Annotated in this window: 13 protein-coding genes and 1 pseudogene; 4 read left to right on the plus strand and 10 right to left on the minus strand. The window is 72.0% G+C overall.

The genetic code is table 11. The features are described 5' to 3' along the window. Positions 1-35: 35 nt before the first annotated feature. The 5 genes and pseudogenes from GA0115234_RS15005 to ctaD all read right to left on the minus strand — a co-directional run bounded on the left by GA0115234_RS15005 (position 36) and on the right by ctaD (position 5,220). Positions 36-815, minus strand: a complete 780-nt coding sequence (locus tag GA0115234_RS15005) for an exodeoxyribonuclease III (RefSeq protein WP_093541825.1) — start codon at positions 813-815, stop codon at positions 36-38. Positions 816-863: 48 nt separating this feature from the next. After that, on the minus strand, positions 864-1,520 hold the full coding sequence (locus GA0115234_RS15010) for an MBL fold metallo-hydrolase (RefSeq protein WP_093541827.1): 657 nt from the start codon (positions 1,518-1,520) through the stop codon (positions 864-866). Positions 1,521-1,533: 13 nt separating this feature from the next. Beyond that, positions 1,534-2,811, minus strand: a complete 1,278-nt coding sequence (pcaC, locus tag GA0115234_RS15015) for a bifunctional 3-oxoadipate enol-lactonase/4-carboxymuconolactone decarboxylase PcaDC (RefSeq protein ID WP_093541829.1) — start codon at positions 2,809-2,811, stop codon at positions 1,534-1,536. 287 nt (positions 2,812-3,098) lie between these two features. Continuing rightward, entirely contained in the window at positions 3,099-3,461 is a 363-nt protein-coding gene (locus GA0115234_RS15020; protein ID WP_176729174.1) for a hypothetical protein, read from the minus strand. A gap of 48 nt (positions 3,462-3,509) precedes the next feature. After that, positions 3,510-5,220, minus strand: a pseudogene (gene ctaD / locus GA0115234_RS15025) (cytochrome c oxidase subunit I). Positions 5,221-5,671: 451 nt separating this feature from the next. Between ctaD and GA0115234_RS15030 the strand changes: the two are divergent. Continuing rightward, positions 5,672-7,342 (plus strand): sensor histidine kinase, encoded by a 1,671-nt coding sequence (locus tag GA0115234_RS15030; RefSeq protein WP_093542367.1) that lies wholly within the window; start codon positions 5,672-5,674, stop codon positions 7,340-7,342. Positions 7,343-7,356: 14 nt separating this feature from the next. On the opposite strand, the gene GA0115234_RS15035 is transcribed toward GA0115234_RS15030, so the two are convergent. Next, on the minus strand, positions 7,357-8,079 hold the full coding sequence (locus tag GA0115234_RS15035; RefSeq protein WP_093542368.1) for a response regulator: 723 nt from the start codon (positions 8,077-8,079) through the stop codon (positions 7,357-7,359). Positions 8,080-8,359: 280 nt separating this feature from the next. Between GA0115234_RS15035 and GA0115234_RS15040 the strand changes: the two genes are divergently transcribed. Then, entirely contained in the window at positions 8,360-9,697 is a 1,338-nt protein-coding gene (locus GA0115234_RS15040; protein WP_093541832.1) for a globin domain-containing protein, read from the plus strand. On the opposite strand, the gene GA0115234_RS15045 is transcribed toward GA0115234_RS15040, so the two are convergent. Then, the gene (locus tag GA0115234_RS15045; protein WP_093541834.1) at positions 9,648-10,328 is read right to left on the minus strand and encodes a vitamin K epoxide reductase family protein; all 681 of its coding nucleotides are present in this window, start codon (positions 10,326-10,328) and stop codon (positions 9,648-9,650) included. The two genes, GA0115234_RS15040 and GA0115234_RS15045, sit on opposite strands and share 50 nt — an antisense overlap. Continuing rightward, positions 10,325-10,804, minus strand: a complete 480-nt coding sequence (locus tag GA0115234_RS15050) for a hypothetical protein (RefSeq protein WP_093542370.1) — start codon at positions 10,802-10,804, stop codon at positions 10,325-10,327. The genes GA0115234_RS15045 and GA0115234_RS15050 overlap by 4 nt, the downstream gene beginning before the upstream one ends. 180 nt (positions 10,805-10,984) lie before the next feature. Here GA0115234_RS15050 and argB point away from each other — a divergent pair, with 180 nt between their 5' ends. Beyond that, positions 10,985-11,827 carry an acetylglutamate kinase gene (argB, locus tag GA0115234_RS15055; RefSeq protein WP_256088721.1) on the plus strand — a complete coding sequence of 281 codons (843 nt, stop codon included), beginning with the start codon at positions 10,985-10,987 and terminating at the stop codon, positions 11,825-11,827. Positions 11,828-11,861: 34 nt separating this feature from the next. Here argB and GA0115234_RS15060 read toward each other — a convergent pair whose 3' ends face one another. Together GA0115234_RS15060 and GA0115234_RS15065 are read right to left on the minus strand one after the other, a co-directional pair. Then, positions 11,862-12,383 (minus strand): GNAT family N-acetyltransferase, encoded by a 522-nt coding sequence (locus tag GA0115234_RS15060; RefSeq protein WP_093542374.1) that lies wholly within the window; start codon positions 12,381-12,383, stop codon positions 11,862-11,864. A 17-nt stretch (positions 12,384-12,400) separates the two neighbouring features. After that, positions 12,401-12,610: an MbtH family protein gene (locus GA0115234_RS15065; protein WP_093541836.1), complete on the minus strand. Its 210-nt coding sequence runs from the start codon at positions 12,608-12,610 to the stop codon at positions 12,401-12,403. 261 nt (positions 12,611-12,871) lie between these two features. Here GA0115234_RS15065 and GA0115234_RS15070 point away from each other — a divergent pair, with 261 nt between their 5' ends. Next, positions 12,872-13,984, plus strand: coding sequence for an alpha/beta hydrolase-fold protein (locus GA0115234_RS15070; RefSeq protein WP_256088722.1), 1,113 nt, complete (start codon positions 12,872-12,874; stop codon positions 13,982-13,984). Positions 13,985-14,009: the final 25 nt, after the last annotated feature.

Here is a 14,009-nt window from a genome sequence, read left to right on the forward strand (position 1 = left end):
GGGACCGCGCTGTCGGCCACCGCTGACGACGGACCTCAGACGTCGAGGTCCACGACCACGGGGGCGTGGTCGGACGCGCCCTTGCCCTTGCGTTCCTCACGGTCCACATAGCTGTCGCCGACCGCCGCGACGAAGGGCGCGTTGCCGTAGACCAGGTCGATCCGCATGCCCTTGTTCTTCGGGAAGCGCAGCTCCCGGTAGTCCCAGAAGGTGTACGGGCGGTCGTACTTGAGCGGGCGCGGCATGACGTCCGACAGCCCTTCCTCGCGCAGCGCGGCGAGGGCGGCGCGCTCGGCCGGGGTGACATGGGTGGCACCCTCGAACAGCGCCGGGTCCCAGACGTCCTCGTCGGTCGGGGCCACATTGAAGTCGCCCAGGACCGCGAACGGCCGCGCGCCCGCGGCGTCAGCGGCGACGGCCTTCCGCAGGGCCTCGAACCAGCGCAGCTTGTACGCGTAGTGCGGGTGCTCGACCTCGCGGCCGTTGGGCACGTAGACCGACCAGACCCGGACGGGGCCGCAGGTCGCGGAGATCGCCCGCGGCTCCTGCACCCCGTCGTAGTCCGGTCCGCCCGGCAGCCCCTCGACGACGTCGGACAGGCCGGCCCGGGAGACCAGCGCCACGCCGTTCCACCGGCCGGTGGCGTTGACCGCGGACTCGTAGCCGAGCTCGCGGAGCGCGTCCGCCGGGAACTGTTCGGCGGTGCACTTGGTCTCCTGGATGCACAGCACATCCGTGCCGGTGCTCTCCAGCCAGGCCAGCAGCCTCGGGAGCCGGGCGGTGATCGAATTGACGTTCCAGGTGGCGATGCGCATGGACGTAAACCTAGCGGCTGGCACCGACAGTCGCCGGACCGGCGCCCGTCAGAGCCCGGTCGAGTCCCCCGGGGCCAGCCGGCCGTGGTCGGCGCCGCCGAGGCTGCCGATCTGGCCGTCGTAGATCGGGCGGGCGAGGTCGGTGAGCAGCGCGTCGTGGATGTCGATGGCGCGGCGCGGCCGGACCTCGCGTACGTAGTCGATGACCTCGGAGATCTTGTTCCAGGGGGCCATCACCGGCAGCATCAGGGTGTCGACCGGCCGGTCGGGGACGGTGAGCGCGTCGCCCGGGTGGAAGACCGAGCCGTCCACCAGGAAGCCGATGTTGGTGATCCTCGGGATGTCCGGGTGGATGACGGCGTGCAGCTCGCCGTGCACCTGTACGTCGAAGCCCGCCGCGGTGAAGGTGTCGCCGTGGCCGACGGTGTGGACGCGGCCGGGGAAGGCCGCGGAGAGCCGGTCGGCGACGCTGCGCAGGGTCCAGATCTCGGCGGCCGGGTCGGCCTCCAGGGCGGCGCGGAGCCGTCCCTCGTCGAAGTGGTCGGGGTGCTCGTGCGTCACCAGCAGCGCTTCGGCGCCGAGGGCGGCGTCCTGCTCGGAGAAGCCGCCCGGGTCGATGACGAGCGTCCGCCCCTCCTTCTCCAGACGGATGCAGGAGTGCGTCTTCTTGGTCAGGGTCAGGTGCACGGGGTTCACGGCGTCCATGGGTCCCATCCTGCTACGGGCGGGGCCTCGTTTCCTCCTGAATCACGCTCCGGGCGACCGAGAAGGCGGCACCGGCGGCGGGCACCCCGCAGTACACGGCGGTCTGCATCAGCACCTCCTTGATCTCGGCCGGGGTGAGGCCGTTGCGCAGGGCGGCCCTGACATGGGCGGCCAGGCTCTCCAGATGGCCGGAGGCGACCAGCGCGGTGAGCGTGACACAGCTGCGGGTGCGGCGGTCCAGGCCCTCCCGGCTCCACACCTCGCCCCACGCGTACCGGGTGACCAGTTCCTGGAAGTCCTCGGTGAAGTCGTCGGAGGCGGCCAGGGCCCCGTCCACATGGGCGTCGCCCAGCACCTCGCGGCGGATCTTCAGGCCGGGCTCGTACGGATCGGGGCGCCCGGTGGTCCCGGCGTCGGGCTGCGGCGTGGCGGCGGTGATCTCCGCGACGGGCAGCACGGGTGCGGAGAGCTGTGGGGTGGACGGCGGGACGGGGATGGCGGCGAGGGTGTCCTGCCAGGCCGTCGAGAAGTGGGTGAGCAGCAGATCGGTGACGGCTCCGGGCTGCTCGACCGGGGCGAGGTGGGAGGCGCCGGGGACGAGGGCGAGCCGGGCGTCCGGTATGCCCGCTACCAGGGTGCGGGCGTCGCCCGGTCCGGTGACCCGGTCCTCGGCGCCGACCAGAACGAGGGTCGGGGCGGTGATGCGGCCGAGCTCGCCCCGGACGTCGAAGGCGGCGAGGGCCTCGCAGGCGGCGATGTAGCAGCCGGGGTCGGTGGTGCGGACCATCTGGACGGCCCAGTCGACAATGGCCGGCTGGGCGGCGGCGAACCCTGGGGTGAACCAGCGCTCGGGCGCGGTACGCGCCATCGGCTCCAGCCCGTTGGTGCGCACGACCACGCCGCGCTGGCGGAATTCGTCGGCGCTGCCGAACCGGGGCGAGGCGGCGACCAGGGCCAGCGAGGCGACCCGGTGCGGGTGGCGCAGCGCCAGGTCGGCGCCGATCGCCCCGCCGATGGAGCAGCCCGCGTACCCGAAGCGCTGGACGCCGAGCCCGTCGAGGGTGGCGATCAGCCGGTCGGCGAGATCGCCGATGGCGGTGGCGGGGCGGGCGGGGGCGCCGCCGTGGCCCGGGAGGTCGTAGCGGAAGACCCTCCAGTGCGGGGTGAGCTCCGGTATCTGCCGGTCCCACATGTGCCATGAGGTGCCGAGGGAGGGGCCCAGGACCAGGATCGGTGCGTCCTCCGGCCCGTCAAAGCGGTACTGCAGGGTTTCAGTCGTCGTCTCACTCACCCGCCCACGCTCCCATATCGCACATTATCTGGCGGGAGAGGGGGTCGGGGCACTCGCCGGACCTCCGCATGCGTGGACCGACGGACGAAGATCCTCCACATCCGGCGGCACACCTCCCCCTCAGACCCCGTGCCACCGCCTTCCCCCACGACGGCGGCGATCGGCGGTGAGGAGCGAAGGGGACCGCCCGTCACGCGACCGGTGGCGCGCCTCGCAGGTGCTGGACACCCGCCCGCCCGACAGCTCGACGCCCGCTCCCATTCGGACTACGGCGCACGGGGCGGCGCTCATCGCTCGTCCTCGATGGTCCCGGCCCGGCCCCCGGCCCGTACCGGAAGGAGCGTGGACCAGCGTGCTTCCTCCTCGCGCTGCTCCTGACCTCGCCGCAGCCGTGCCCGGACGGTCAGGGACACCACGGCGGTGGTGCCCGCGACCGTCGGCAGCGCGGCCACGGCCGGAGCGACCGGCAGGAGCAGCAGAGCCATCGTGAGCGCCGCCGAGCCCCATCCGGTCAGCACGGCGGCCGCGGCCGGCCGCCGGGAGCGCGGCCGGTCCTGGCCCGCCCGCAGATCGACATAGGCGGGCAGGTACCAGACGTTGCCGGACGCGAGAAGCGCGACGGCACCGACCGCCAGAACACCGTGGGACATCGACAGCACTCTCCTGAAGGCGGGATGCGGGGAAGGGGAACGGAAGGGTCAGTTCGGTACAGCGGGTTCGAGTTCCATTGCGGCGATCTCCGGGTGGTGCAGATCGAGGGCCGGGGACTCGCTGCGGATGCGGGGCAGGGAACTGAAGTTGTGCCGGGGCGGAGGGCAGGACGTGGCCCACTCCAGGGAGCGGCCGTACCCCCAGGGATCGTCGACGGTCACCTTCCTGCCGTACTGGCTGGTCTTCCAGACGTTGTAGAAGAAGGGCAGAAAAGACAGTCCGAGGAGGAACGAGCCGATGGTGGAAAGGGTGTTGAGAGCGGTGAATCCGTCAGCGGCGAGATAGTCCGCGTACCGGCGCGGCATTCCCTGGGCTCCGAGCCAGTGCTGCACGAGGAAGGTGAGGTGGAAGCTGACCGTCAACACCCAGAAAGTGATCTTTCCCAGGCGCTCGTCGAGCATCTTCCCGGTGAATTTCGGCCACCAGAAATGGAATCCGGCGAACATCGCGTACACGACCGTACCGAAGAGCGTGTAGTGGAAGTGGGCGACGACGAAGTACGAGTCGGAGACGTGGAAGTCCAGTGGCGGTGAGGCCAGGATGACGCCGGTCAGTCCGCCGAACACGAAGGTGATCAGGAATCCGGTGGTCCACAGCATCGGAGTCTCGAAGGACAGCGACCCCTTCCACATCGTGCCGATCCAGTTGAAGAACTTCACTCCGGTCGGTACGGCGATGAGGAAGGTCATGAAGGAGAAGAACGGCAGCAGGACACCGCCGGTCACATACATGTGGTGGGCCCAGACCGTGACGGACAGTCCGGCGATGGCGATCGTCGCGGCGACGAGACCGATGTAGCCGAACATGGGCTTCCGGGAGAAGACCGGGATGACCTCGGAGACGATTCCGAAGAACGGCAGGGCCAGTACGTAGACCGAAGAACCAGAAGAGGTGCTGCCACAGAAGGGCGCCCCCGTTGGCGGGATCGAAGATGTGCGAGCCGAACTTCCGGTCCATCTCCAGCGCGAGGAGCGCCGCGGCCAGGACCGGGAAGACCAGGAGGATGAGTACGGCCGTCAGCAGTACGTTCCAGGTGAAGATCGACATCCGGAACATCGTCATGCCCGGGGCCCGCATGCAGATGATGGTGGTGATGAAGTTCACCGCTCCGAGAATGGAACCGAAGCCGGAGAGCGCCACGCCCATGATCCACATGTCGGCGCCGATCCCCGGTGAATGCGTGGCGTCGGACAACGGGGCATAGGCGAACCATCCGAAGTCGGCGGCGCCCTGCGGAGTGAGGAACCCCGCGGCGGCGATCAGCGAGCCGAAGAGGAAGAGCCAGTACGCCAGCATGTTCAGCCGCGGGAACGCCACATCGGGGGCGCCTATCTGAAGCGGCATGAGCCAATTGGCGAAACCCGTGAACAGCGGCATCGCGAACAGCAGCAGCATCACCGAACCGTGCATGGTGAATGCCTGGTTGAACTGTTCGTTGGAAATGATCTGCGTCCCGGGGCGGGCGAGTTCGGCACGCATCACGAGTGCCATCACCCCACCGATGAGGAAGAAGACGAACGCGGTGACGAGATAGAGCGTTCCGATCTGCTTGTGGTCGGTCGTGGTGAGCCACGAGACGACGATCCGCCCGCGCGACGGACGGCCCTTCCCGGTGGGACGCGTGTCGGCGGTGGCGGCTCCGGGGCCGGGGGGCCTGGACCCCTGTGCGGGGGCTGCTCGATTGCCCTGCGTTTCCATTGCGTCCACCGGACCGTGTCCTCCAGCTCTTGCGGTTCTTCGAGCGCTCCCCGGCCGCACGGGCGGCGGGGGAGCGGTCGGAAAGGTCCGGTGGATCACGGGGGACGGGACCGGACCTTCCCGGCCGCACCATGCTGGCCTCGCCCCCGACGGCCTTCCAGGGACCGACGGGGTACGCTCCGCCGGGCCGACCGGCCCTACGTACCGGGGCGTCGGGGAGCCGACCGGCCTCATCGGGCCGACCGCGCATGGCCGGACCCGCCCCACGGCTGCCGTAGGCTGACCGGCCGTGACCGGTCCCGGCCCTGCGGTGATCCGGTGAGCGACTTCCCGGCCTACCGCACACGGATCCTGAGAGCAGCGCCCGATGACAGAGACAGCACCCGGGGCCCTGCCCGGCTCCCCCTGCGCCGGCCCGGCGGCCTGGCCCGGACCCGGCGAACCGGACCGGATGCGCAGCCTGCTGGACGCCGTGATGAGTCTGGGGCATGGTCTGGAACTGCCCGAGGTGCTCCGCGGGATCGTGGAGGCCGCGGTGAAACTCACCGACGCGGAGTACGGAGCGCTCGGCATCGTCGGGGACGGGCGGACACTGCTGGAGTTCCTGCCGGTCGGCATATCGGAGCAGCTCGCCGCCGTGATCGGGCGGACGCCGTGCGGGCGCGGGATCCTCGGTGAACTGATCCATCACCCGGAACCGCTGCGGCTCACCGATCTCAGCAGCCATCCGCGCAGCTTCGGCTTTCCGCCCCACCATCCGCCGATGCGCACCTTCCTCGGGGTGCCGGTACGGGTCCGGGACGAGGTGTTCGGGAATCTCTACCTCACCGAGAAGCGGGGCGGGGCGAGCTTCGACGCCGACGACGAGGCGGTGCTGACGACCCTGTCGATCGCGGCCGGGGTCGCCATCGACAACGCCCGTATGTACGACGAGAGCCGCCGCCGGGAGCGGCGGCTGGAGGCGCTGGGCGAGATCACCCGCACGCTGCTCTCCGGGACGGACGCCGACGAGGTGCTGCATCTGATCGCCGAGCGGGCGATGGAGGTGGCGGGCGCCGACCGGGCCGCGATTCTGCTGCCCACGCCCCCCGCGTCCGTCTCCAGGGCCTCGGAGGCACCGGGGGCCGAGGCACGTCTGACCGTCGCCGTCGCCCATGGCAGGGACGCCGAGCGCGTGACGGGGCTGTCCGTACCCGCGCGGGGATCCCTGGCCGGGCTCGCCGCCCGTACGGGGACCCCGGTGCACTGCGCCGATGTGCGTACCGATCCCCGGGCCCATCCGTTCGGCGACGGTGCCGAGGACGGTCTCGGTCCGGTGGTGACGGTGCCGCTGCGGGTCGACGCGGAGACCCGGGGCGCACTGCGTCTGGGGCGGCCGGCGGGCCGTCCGCCCTTCGACGACACCGAGGTCGCGCTCGTATCGGGCTTCGCCGACCAGGCGGCCATCGCCCTGGAACTGGCCCACAGGCGGGCCGAGTCCGAGGAGCTCGCCGTGATGCACGACCGGGACCGGATCGCCCGCGATCTGCACGATCTGGCGATCCAGCGTCTCTTCGCGACCGGGATGACCCTCCAGAGCACCACGCGCGCCATCGCGGACCGGCCGGACGCGGCCGAGCGGGTCAGCCGGGCGGTGGACGATCTGGACACCACGATCCGGATCATCCGGTCCACCATCTTCGATCTGCGGACGGCGGACGGTCCGGGGCGCGGCGGGCTGCGGCAGCGGATGGCGGAGACCGCCCGCACGGCGGAGACCGCCCTCGGCTTCCGGCCCGCGCTGCGGATCGACGGGCCGGTGGACACCACGGTCCCGGACGAGCTGGCCGAGCATGTGGTGGCGGTGGCCGCCGAGGCCGTCTCCAATGCCTCCCGCCACGCCCGTGCCACGCGGATCGGCATCGCGCTGTCGGCGGACGAGGAAGTGACCCTGACCGTCACCGACAACGGCATCGGAATCCGGGACGGTGTCGCGGCGGATGCCGATGAACCGGTGGCGGGGCGCACCGGAGGGCTGGCCAACATGCGGACGCGGGCGGAGCTGTGCGGGGGCACCCTGACCGTCGAACGGCCGGCGGACGGCGGCACCCGGATCATCTGGCGGGCGCCGCTCCACGACTGACGCCCGCGCGTCCGTCAGTCGCGTGCCGCGGGGGGCCACCCCTGGCGGTCCTTGATCCGGCCGACGAGCATCGCGGCCTGGATCCGGCGGCCCACGCCCAGTTTGGCGAGGATCGAGGAGATGCGGTTCTTGACGGTCTTCTCCGCCAGGAAGAGGCGTTCCGCGATCTCGCGGTTGGTGAGGCCCTCGCCTATGAGGTCGAGGATCTGCCGCTCCCTGGGGGTGAGTCCGTCCAGCTCCGATGTCCCGGACGCCTGGGCAGGGGGGTGTTCGGTGCCGCGCAGCCGTGCCATCACGCGGGCGGTCGTGCGTGGATCGAGCATCGAGGTGCCCGAAGCGACCCTGCGTACGGCGGTGATCAGATCGGCTCCGTTGATCTGCTTGAGCACGTATCCCGCGGCGCCCGCCATGATGGCGTCGAACAGCGCCTCGTCGTCATCGAACGACGTCAGCATCAGACAGGCGAGCTCGGGCATCAGGGCGCGCAGTTCCCGGCACACCTCGATACCGGCGTGGTCACCGCCGCGGTCGTCGCCGAGGCGTACGTCCAGCACGGCGACCTGCGGTCCGCAGGCCGGTACGCGGGCCAGCGCCTCCCGGGCGTCGGACGCCTCGCCGACGACCTCGATGTCGTCCTCGGCCTCCAGCAGATCGCGTACGCCGCGCCGGACCACCTCGTGGTCGTCGAGGATGAAGACGCGTACGGGGGCCGTGGACGGCGGCGGGGCCGTGCTCAACGGGGTCGTGCGCGGTGGGGTGTTCACGGAATCGCTCACATCGTGCTCGATCGGTTCGGGGAGAGGGCCGGATTCAGTATGTGCCCGTGCGCGGGACCGTTCCCGCCGGGGTCCCACAGCATGGTGAACGGCATCCGAACAGGGCCGAAAGGCCCTGTGGCCGGGGGCCGGTCAGCGGGTGGGGCGCGGTGCCATACTGACGCCGCCAAGATCGTCCGGGCGCCACGGACATCTCCCTTTCCGGCCACCCCACTGAGCTGCACCGAGGAGCAACCGGCCCATGAACACCCCGAGCGAGGACTACCACGCACTGCTCGCACGGCATGACGCGATGCGGCTGCGACGACGCATCCTGGCCCCCTCCGGCAGCCGTGCCGGAGAGTGGAGCGCCGAGGCCCCGCAGGCGTACGACGGCACGGCCGACCAGCTGCTGATCAGCGATTCGCTGCTCCTGGTGAACCCGCTGGAGGAGCTGATCGCCGAGCTGTACCGGATCCTGTTCGAGCGGCACCCGTATCTGCGGTCGCTGTTCCCCGAGTCGATGGCGTTCCAGCAGGCCCATCTCGCCGGGATCTTCCGCTATCTGATCGGCAATCTGCACCGTACGGACGAAATGATCGCCGTCTTCGGGCAGTTGGGGCGCGACCACCGCAAGCTCGGGGTGCGGCCCGCGCACTTCGAGGCCTTCGAGGCGGCGCTGATCGAGGCGCTGCGCGTGCGCGGGGGCGCCCGGTGGACCCGTCCCCTGGAGCAGGCGTGGCTGCGGATGCTGCGGCTGGCCGTCTCGGCGATGGTCCGGGGCGCGGACGAGGCGATCGCCGAACCGCCCAGCTGGGAGGCGACGGTGACCGCGCACGAACTGCGCGCCCCCGATCTCGCGGTGCTGCGGGTACGTCCCCATCAGCCCTACGCCTTCGAGGCCGGGCAGTACGCGTCCCTGGAGTCGCCGCTGCTGGAGCAGGCCTGGCGTCCTTACTATCTGGCCCGCGCCCCGCATCCGGACGGTGAGCTGGAGTTCCATGTGCGGGCCCGGGGCGCCGACGGGGTGAGCGACGCGCTGGTGCACGGTACGCGGGAGGGCGGCGCCGTCCGTCTCAGCGCCCCGCGCGGCGCGCTGGCCCTGCCGGATCACCTCGTGTCCTCGGACCTTCTGCTGATCGCCTCCGGTACGGGCTGGGCCCCGATGAAGGCGCTGCTCCAGCGGATCGACGCCGACCGGACCCGTACGCACCGGGTGCGGCTGCTGCTGGGGCCCGCCGGGACGGAGGGGAGGGCGGCGGCCGGGGAGCTGTACGACGCGGCGTACCTGGACGCGTTCCGGCGCGAACGACCCTGGCTGACCGTCATCGCGGCCGACGCGGAAAGTGCCCGCTTCGCGGGTCCCGGGCTGCGGGCCCTGAACGGCATCCTGCCCCCGCAGCCCGGGGCCGCGGCCCGGCAGCACGCCTTTCTGGCCCTCTCCCCCGAGGCCGGCACGACCGGTCCGGTGCAGGCTGTCTCGGCCCGGCTGGCCGCCGCCGGCGTACCGGTCGAGCAGATCCGGCACGACGCCACCGGCGTGGTCGCGGTCACAGAAATGTCTGCCAGTACGGCCAGAACCGGACTGCTATCAGCATGACGATGACCAGGCACCAGGTCACCGGCACCACGAGGGGGAACTCCAGCACCGCCGCGACCAGGGCGCGCGGTGCGGGCAGGACCCCGTGGCGCAGGTTGTGCACCGTGGTGTGCCAGAACATGAGGACGGTGGCCACCCACACCAGCACGCACCACAGGCAGAGTGCGCCGATCTCGAACAGGGCCTGTGTCATCAGCCACATGCAGAAGCCCGCGCCGAACAGCGTGCCGAGGTTCAGCCCCCACCAGTACCAGCGCCGGTAGCGCGCGCCCGCGAGCAGGCCCGCGCCGGCCCCCAGCACCACCGCGAAGGCGACCAGCCCGATGAGCGGGTTGGGGAAGCCGAACGCCGACGCCTGCTCGCTGCGCATCACACTCGTGCAGGACACCACGGGGCTCAGCGAGCAGGCGGGCACGAAGCCGGGGTCGGCGAGCAGTGCGAACTTGTCGATCGTGATGACGAACGAGCCGAGCAGCCCGAGCGCGGCGGTGACGATCAGCAGCCACGCGAACCCGCGCCTCGCCCCGGCGCGTTCCCCACCGTCGCCCGCCCCGGACACACCGGCGCGGACCCGCTCGTCGGCCTCGGGCTCCTGCGCCGCCCCCACCACCCCGCGCTCCGGCCGCTTCATTCCCGGCCCCGTACGGAGCCGTCCGGCCAGACGACCTCCACCCGGATTCCGCGCGCACGCGCGAAGGCGACCAGATGCGCGGTGGCGTCCCGGCCGTCCGAGGGCGAACCGTCCCATACGGCGAGCACGGTCCGGCACGTCTCCACCAGCCGTTCGTCGGCGCCGACACACGCGTCGCGGTCGGCCGGGTCGAAGGCCAGCAGCCGTACGTGTTCGGCCAGCACCAGGAGTTCGCCCGCGGCCGACCGGTCGCGGGCGGGCAGCACGGCGGGGACCGCGTCCTGCGCCGGCAGCAGCACCGTCAGCTTCCGCCCGGCCTCCCGCGCCACCCTCCCGAAGACCACCGGCAGCCCCGCCCCGACCCGCACCAGGGCGGCGGCGCTCTCCGCCAATCGGTCCAGCCGCGCTCTCAGTTCGGCCTCCACCAGCTCCAGGGTTCTGTTGCCGAGGTCCCTGTGCCCGACGACTGCGATCACCATGCTTCCCTCCCGCGCACCCGAGGCGTGCTGCCTCGCAGTGAACCCATCGGGGGCCCGGCCCCGCTAGGGCCGATCGGCCCTGCACGACGGGACCCGGTGGGCCCGGCCGCGATGCGGACGGCAACTCCCTTCGCCCACAAGGAATCGCGACAAATTAGGTTAGGCTAAGCTAAGCGGGTGAACAGGGTGCGAGGCGGCGCGGTCGTCGTCAAGTTCGGCGGGAACGCCATGGTGGACGCGGACCTGAAGCGGGCGTTCGCCCGGGACGTCGTGGAACTCCGGCGCACGGGGCTGCGCCCGGTCGTCGTCCACGGGGGCGGGCCGCAGATCAGCGCGATGCTCGGTCTCCTCGGCCTGGAGTCCCGCTTCGAAGCGGGGCTGCGGGTGACCACACCGGAGACCATGGACGTGGTGCGCATGGTGCTGAGCGGGCGGGTCCAGCGGGAGCTGGTCGGTCACATCAACGAGCACGGCCCCTTCGCCGTGGGGATGACCGGCGAGGACGCGCACACGCTGACGGCGGTACGGCGGCCCGCCTGGGTGGACGGACGGCCGGTGGACATCGGTCTCGTCGGCGACATCGTGGACGTGAACCCCGCCATGGTGCATACACTCCTGGACCAGGGGCACATCCCGGTGGTCTCCCCCGTGGCACGCGGCGAGGACGGGCAGGTCTACAACGTCAACGCCGATCTCGCGGCCTCGGCCTTGGCCGTGGCCCTCGGAGCCGAGCGGCTGGTGATGCTCACCGATGTGGCGGGGCTGTACGCCGACTGGCCGCACAGCACCGAGGTGATCGAGCACCTGACGGCCGACGCCCTGGACGGGCTGCTGCCGGGGCTGGCGAGCGGGATGCTGCCGAAGATGGAGGGGTGCCTGCGGGCGGTCCGCGGCGGGGTGCGCAAGGCCCAGGTGCTCGACGGCCGCGTACCGCACGCGGTGCTGCGCGGCGTCCTCGACGAGACCGGCCCCGGCACCACGGTGGTCGCCGACAGCGATCCGGTCGGCGTCACCGGGTGACGGTGACGGCCGGCGCGCACGCACGCGCCGGCCGTCACAGGGACCTGGCGAGGATCCGCGCGTTGCGCCGGGGGTCCAGGGACCGCACCCAGGACGAGGGCGCCCGGCGCGTGGTCGTGGGCGCGAAGCCGTAGCGGAGGAACAGGCCGCCACCGCCGGTCGTCGCCGCGAACAGCGCACCGAGCGACCGGGCGTGCGCCATGGCCAGCGCGGCACGCAGGAGTCCGGCGCCCACCCCGCTCCCCTGCCGGTGCCCGGCCACGCAGAAGTTGTACAGAACACCCACGGGTCCGCCCCCCTCACCGGGGGCGGCCGGGTAGACCCGCAGGCCGACGGAGCCCTCGATGGGGCCTCCGGGGGCCTGCGCCACGAGGAAGTCGGCCGCGTGGGCGGCGTAGAGCGGGACGGACCGCTCCCGCAGCGCGCCCGAGCGCACGAACGGCCGGGACAGTTCGGCGAGTTCGGCGGCGTCCTCCGCACGGGCCGAGCGCACGGAGTACGTCGGCACGGGGAGCGCGGGCGGCGGCGGGGCGGGCTGCGGCGAGGCCGTGATCAAGACGTTCCCCACGCGGTTCAGTCGGTGGACGTCACGAGGGAACGGGGCCGCAGGTCGGTCCAGTTCGCCTCGATGTACTCCAGGCACGCCTCCCGGGTGTTCTCCGCGAGGGCGGTCGTCCAGCCGCCGGGAACCTCGGCGAAGGACGGCCAGAGCGAGTGCTGTCCCTCGTCGTTCACCAGGACCAGGAAGCGGCCTTCGGGGTCGTCGAACGGATTGGTGCTCATGTGTCGGTGTCTCCTCGGGCCCGACGGGCCGGTGGGGGCCGCGTCGTGACTGTGCGTCGGATCGAGAGATGGAACAGAAGGAAGGAGCCAACAACGTTAGGTTAGGCTCACCTAATGCAGGATGAGCCTAACCTCTCCCCCTCCCTCTCACAAGGAGACGTCCATGCGCCTGGTGATCACACGGGTCCGCACCGGGGGCGGCACGAGCGCACCCCCGGAAACGTGCCCCCGGACCACGGACGAGCGCCGCACGGACCGGCCGTGACGGAACCCGGACCCGGCCCCGCGGCCGACGAGGAGCATGCCTTCGCCGCGTTCGGGCTGTCCGGCCGCCCCGGCACCGACGCGTTCTGGGCGGCGGCGCGGACGCCCGTCCCGGTACCCGCCGCCGACGGCGGCTGGCGGACCCTGTTCCTGTGGCGCGGCTCCGAGGCCTGCCTCGACTTCGAGAGCTGGTCGCCGCCGGTGCCCCTGCGCCGATGGGCCGATACGGACTGCTGGTACGCCGAGGTGCGGATGCCCGCGCGGCTGCGGGTGACCTACCGGATCGTCGCGGGCGAGGCGGCGCACGCGGACCCGTTCAACCCGGTCGGTGCCGGCGCCGACCGGTCCATCGCCGCGACCCCCGACGCCCCGGCCCAGCCGCACTGGCCGGTCGTCGGCGCCGACGACGTCCTGCCCCTGCCCCGTACCCGGCTCCGCTGGACCGGCGAACGGCTCGGCGGGCGGCGCACCGTGCGGGTGCACCCGGTGGGCGGCGGCGGACCGGTGGTGCTGCTGCTGGACGGGGACGACTGGCTGTATCTGCACCCGGCCATGACCGCGTTCGACTCGGCCGTCGCGGCCGGCGAGATGCCTCCCGTCACCCTCGTCTTCCTGCCGGCCAGGGACAGGCAGGCCGAGTTCGGGTGCAGGCCCGAGTTCTGGGAGGCGGTCCGGGACGAACTCCTGCCGCTGGTGGCGGAATCCGGCGTACCGGCCGACCTGGACCGGCTGGTGGTCGCCGGACAGAGCCTGGGCGGGCTCAGCGCGCTGTACGCGGCGCTGGAATTCCCGGACCTGGTCTCGCGGATCGCCGTCCAGTCGGCGTCCCTCTGGTGGACGCCCGGGGCCATGGAGCTGGCGGACCCCTTGGGCGGCCCGGTCGGCGGCACCCTCGCCGCCCGGCTGCGCCGGAGCCCCGACCTGTCGGGACTGCGGTGCGCGTTCGACGTCGGGGAGCACGAGACGCGGATGCTGCCGCACTGCGAACTGGCCGAGACCCTGACCGAACGGGCCGGTGCGACGGTGCGGGTCTCCCGCTCGGCCTCGGACCACGACCGGGCCGGCTGGCGGCACGCCCTCCTCAGGGACGTCGCCTGGGCTCTCGACTGAGCGGTGCCGGGGACGGGCAGCGGCC

This window comes from Streptomyces sp. DvalAA-43, assembly GCF_900091725.1.
GTDB classification, from domain to species: domain Bacteria; phylum Actinomycetota; class Actinomycetes; order Streptomycetales; family Streptomycetaceae; genus Streptomyces; species Streptomyces pulveraceus.

Excerpts from the sequence above, each read along its gene's own strand:
- GA0115234_RS15065 (WP_093541836.1), bottom strand. The coding sequence starts at position 12,610 with ATGAGCACCAATCCGTTCGACGACCCCGAAGGCCGCTTCCTGGTCCTG.
- GA0115234_RS15045 (WP_093541834.1), bottom strand. The coding sequence starts at position 10,328 with ATGAAGCGGCCGGAGCGCGGGGTGGTGGGGGCGGCGCAGGAGCCCGAG.
- GA0115234_RS15040 (WP_093541832.1), top strand. The coding sequence starts at position 8,360 with ATGAACACCCCGAGCGAGGACTACCACGCACTGCTCGCACGGCATGAC.
- GA0115234_RS15010 (WP_093541827.1), bottom strand. The coding sequence starts at position 1,520 with ATGGACGCCGTGAACCCCGTGCACCTGACCCTGACCAAGAAGACGCAC.
- GA0115234_RS15030 (WP_093542367.1), top strand. The coding sequence starts at position 5,672 with ATGCGCAGCCTGCTGGACGCCGTGATGAGTCTGGGGCATGGTCTGGAA.
- GA0115234_RS15020 (WP_176729174.1), bottom strand. The coding sequence starts at position 3,461 with ATGTCCCACGGTGTTCTGGCGGTCGGTGCCGTCGCGCTTCTCGCGTCC.
- GA0115234_RS15005 (WP_093541825.1), bottom strand. The coding sequence starts at position 815 with ATGCGCATCGCCACCTGGAACGTCAATTCGATCACCGCCCGGCTCCCG.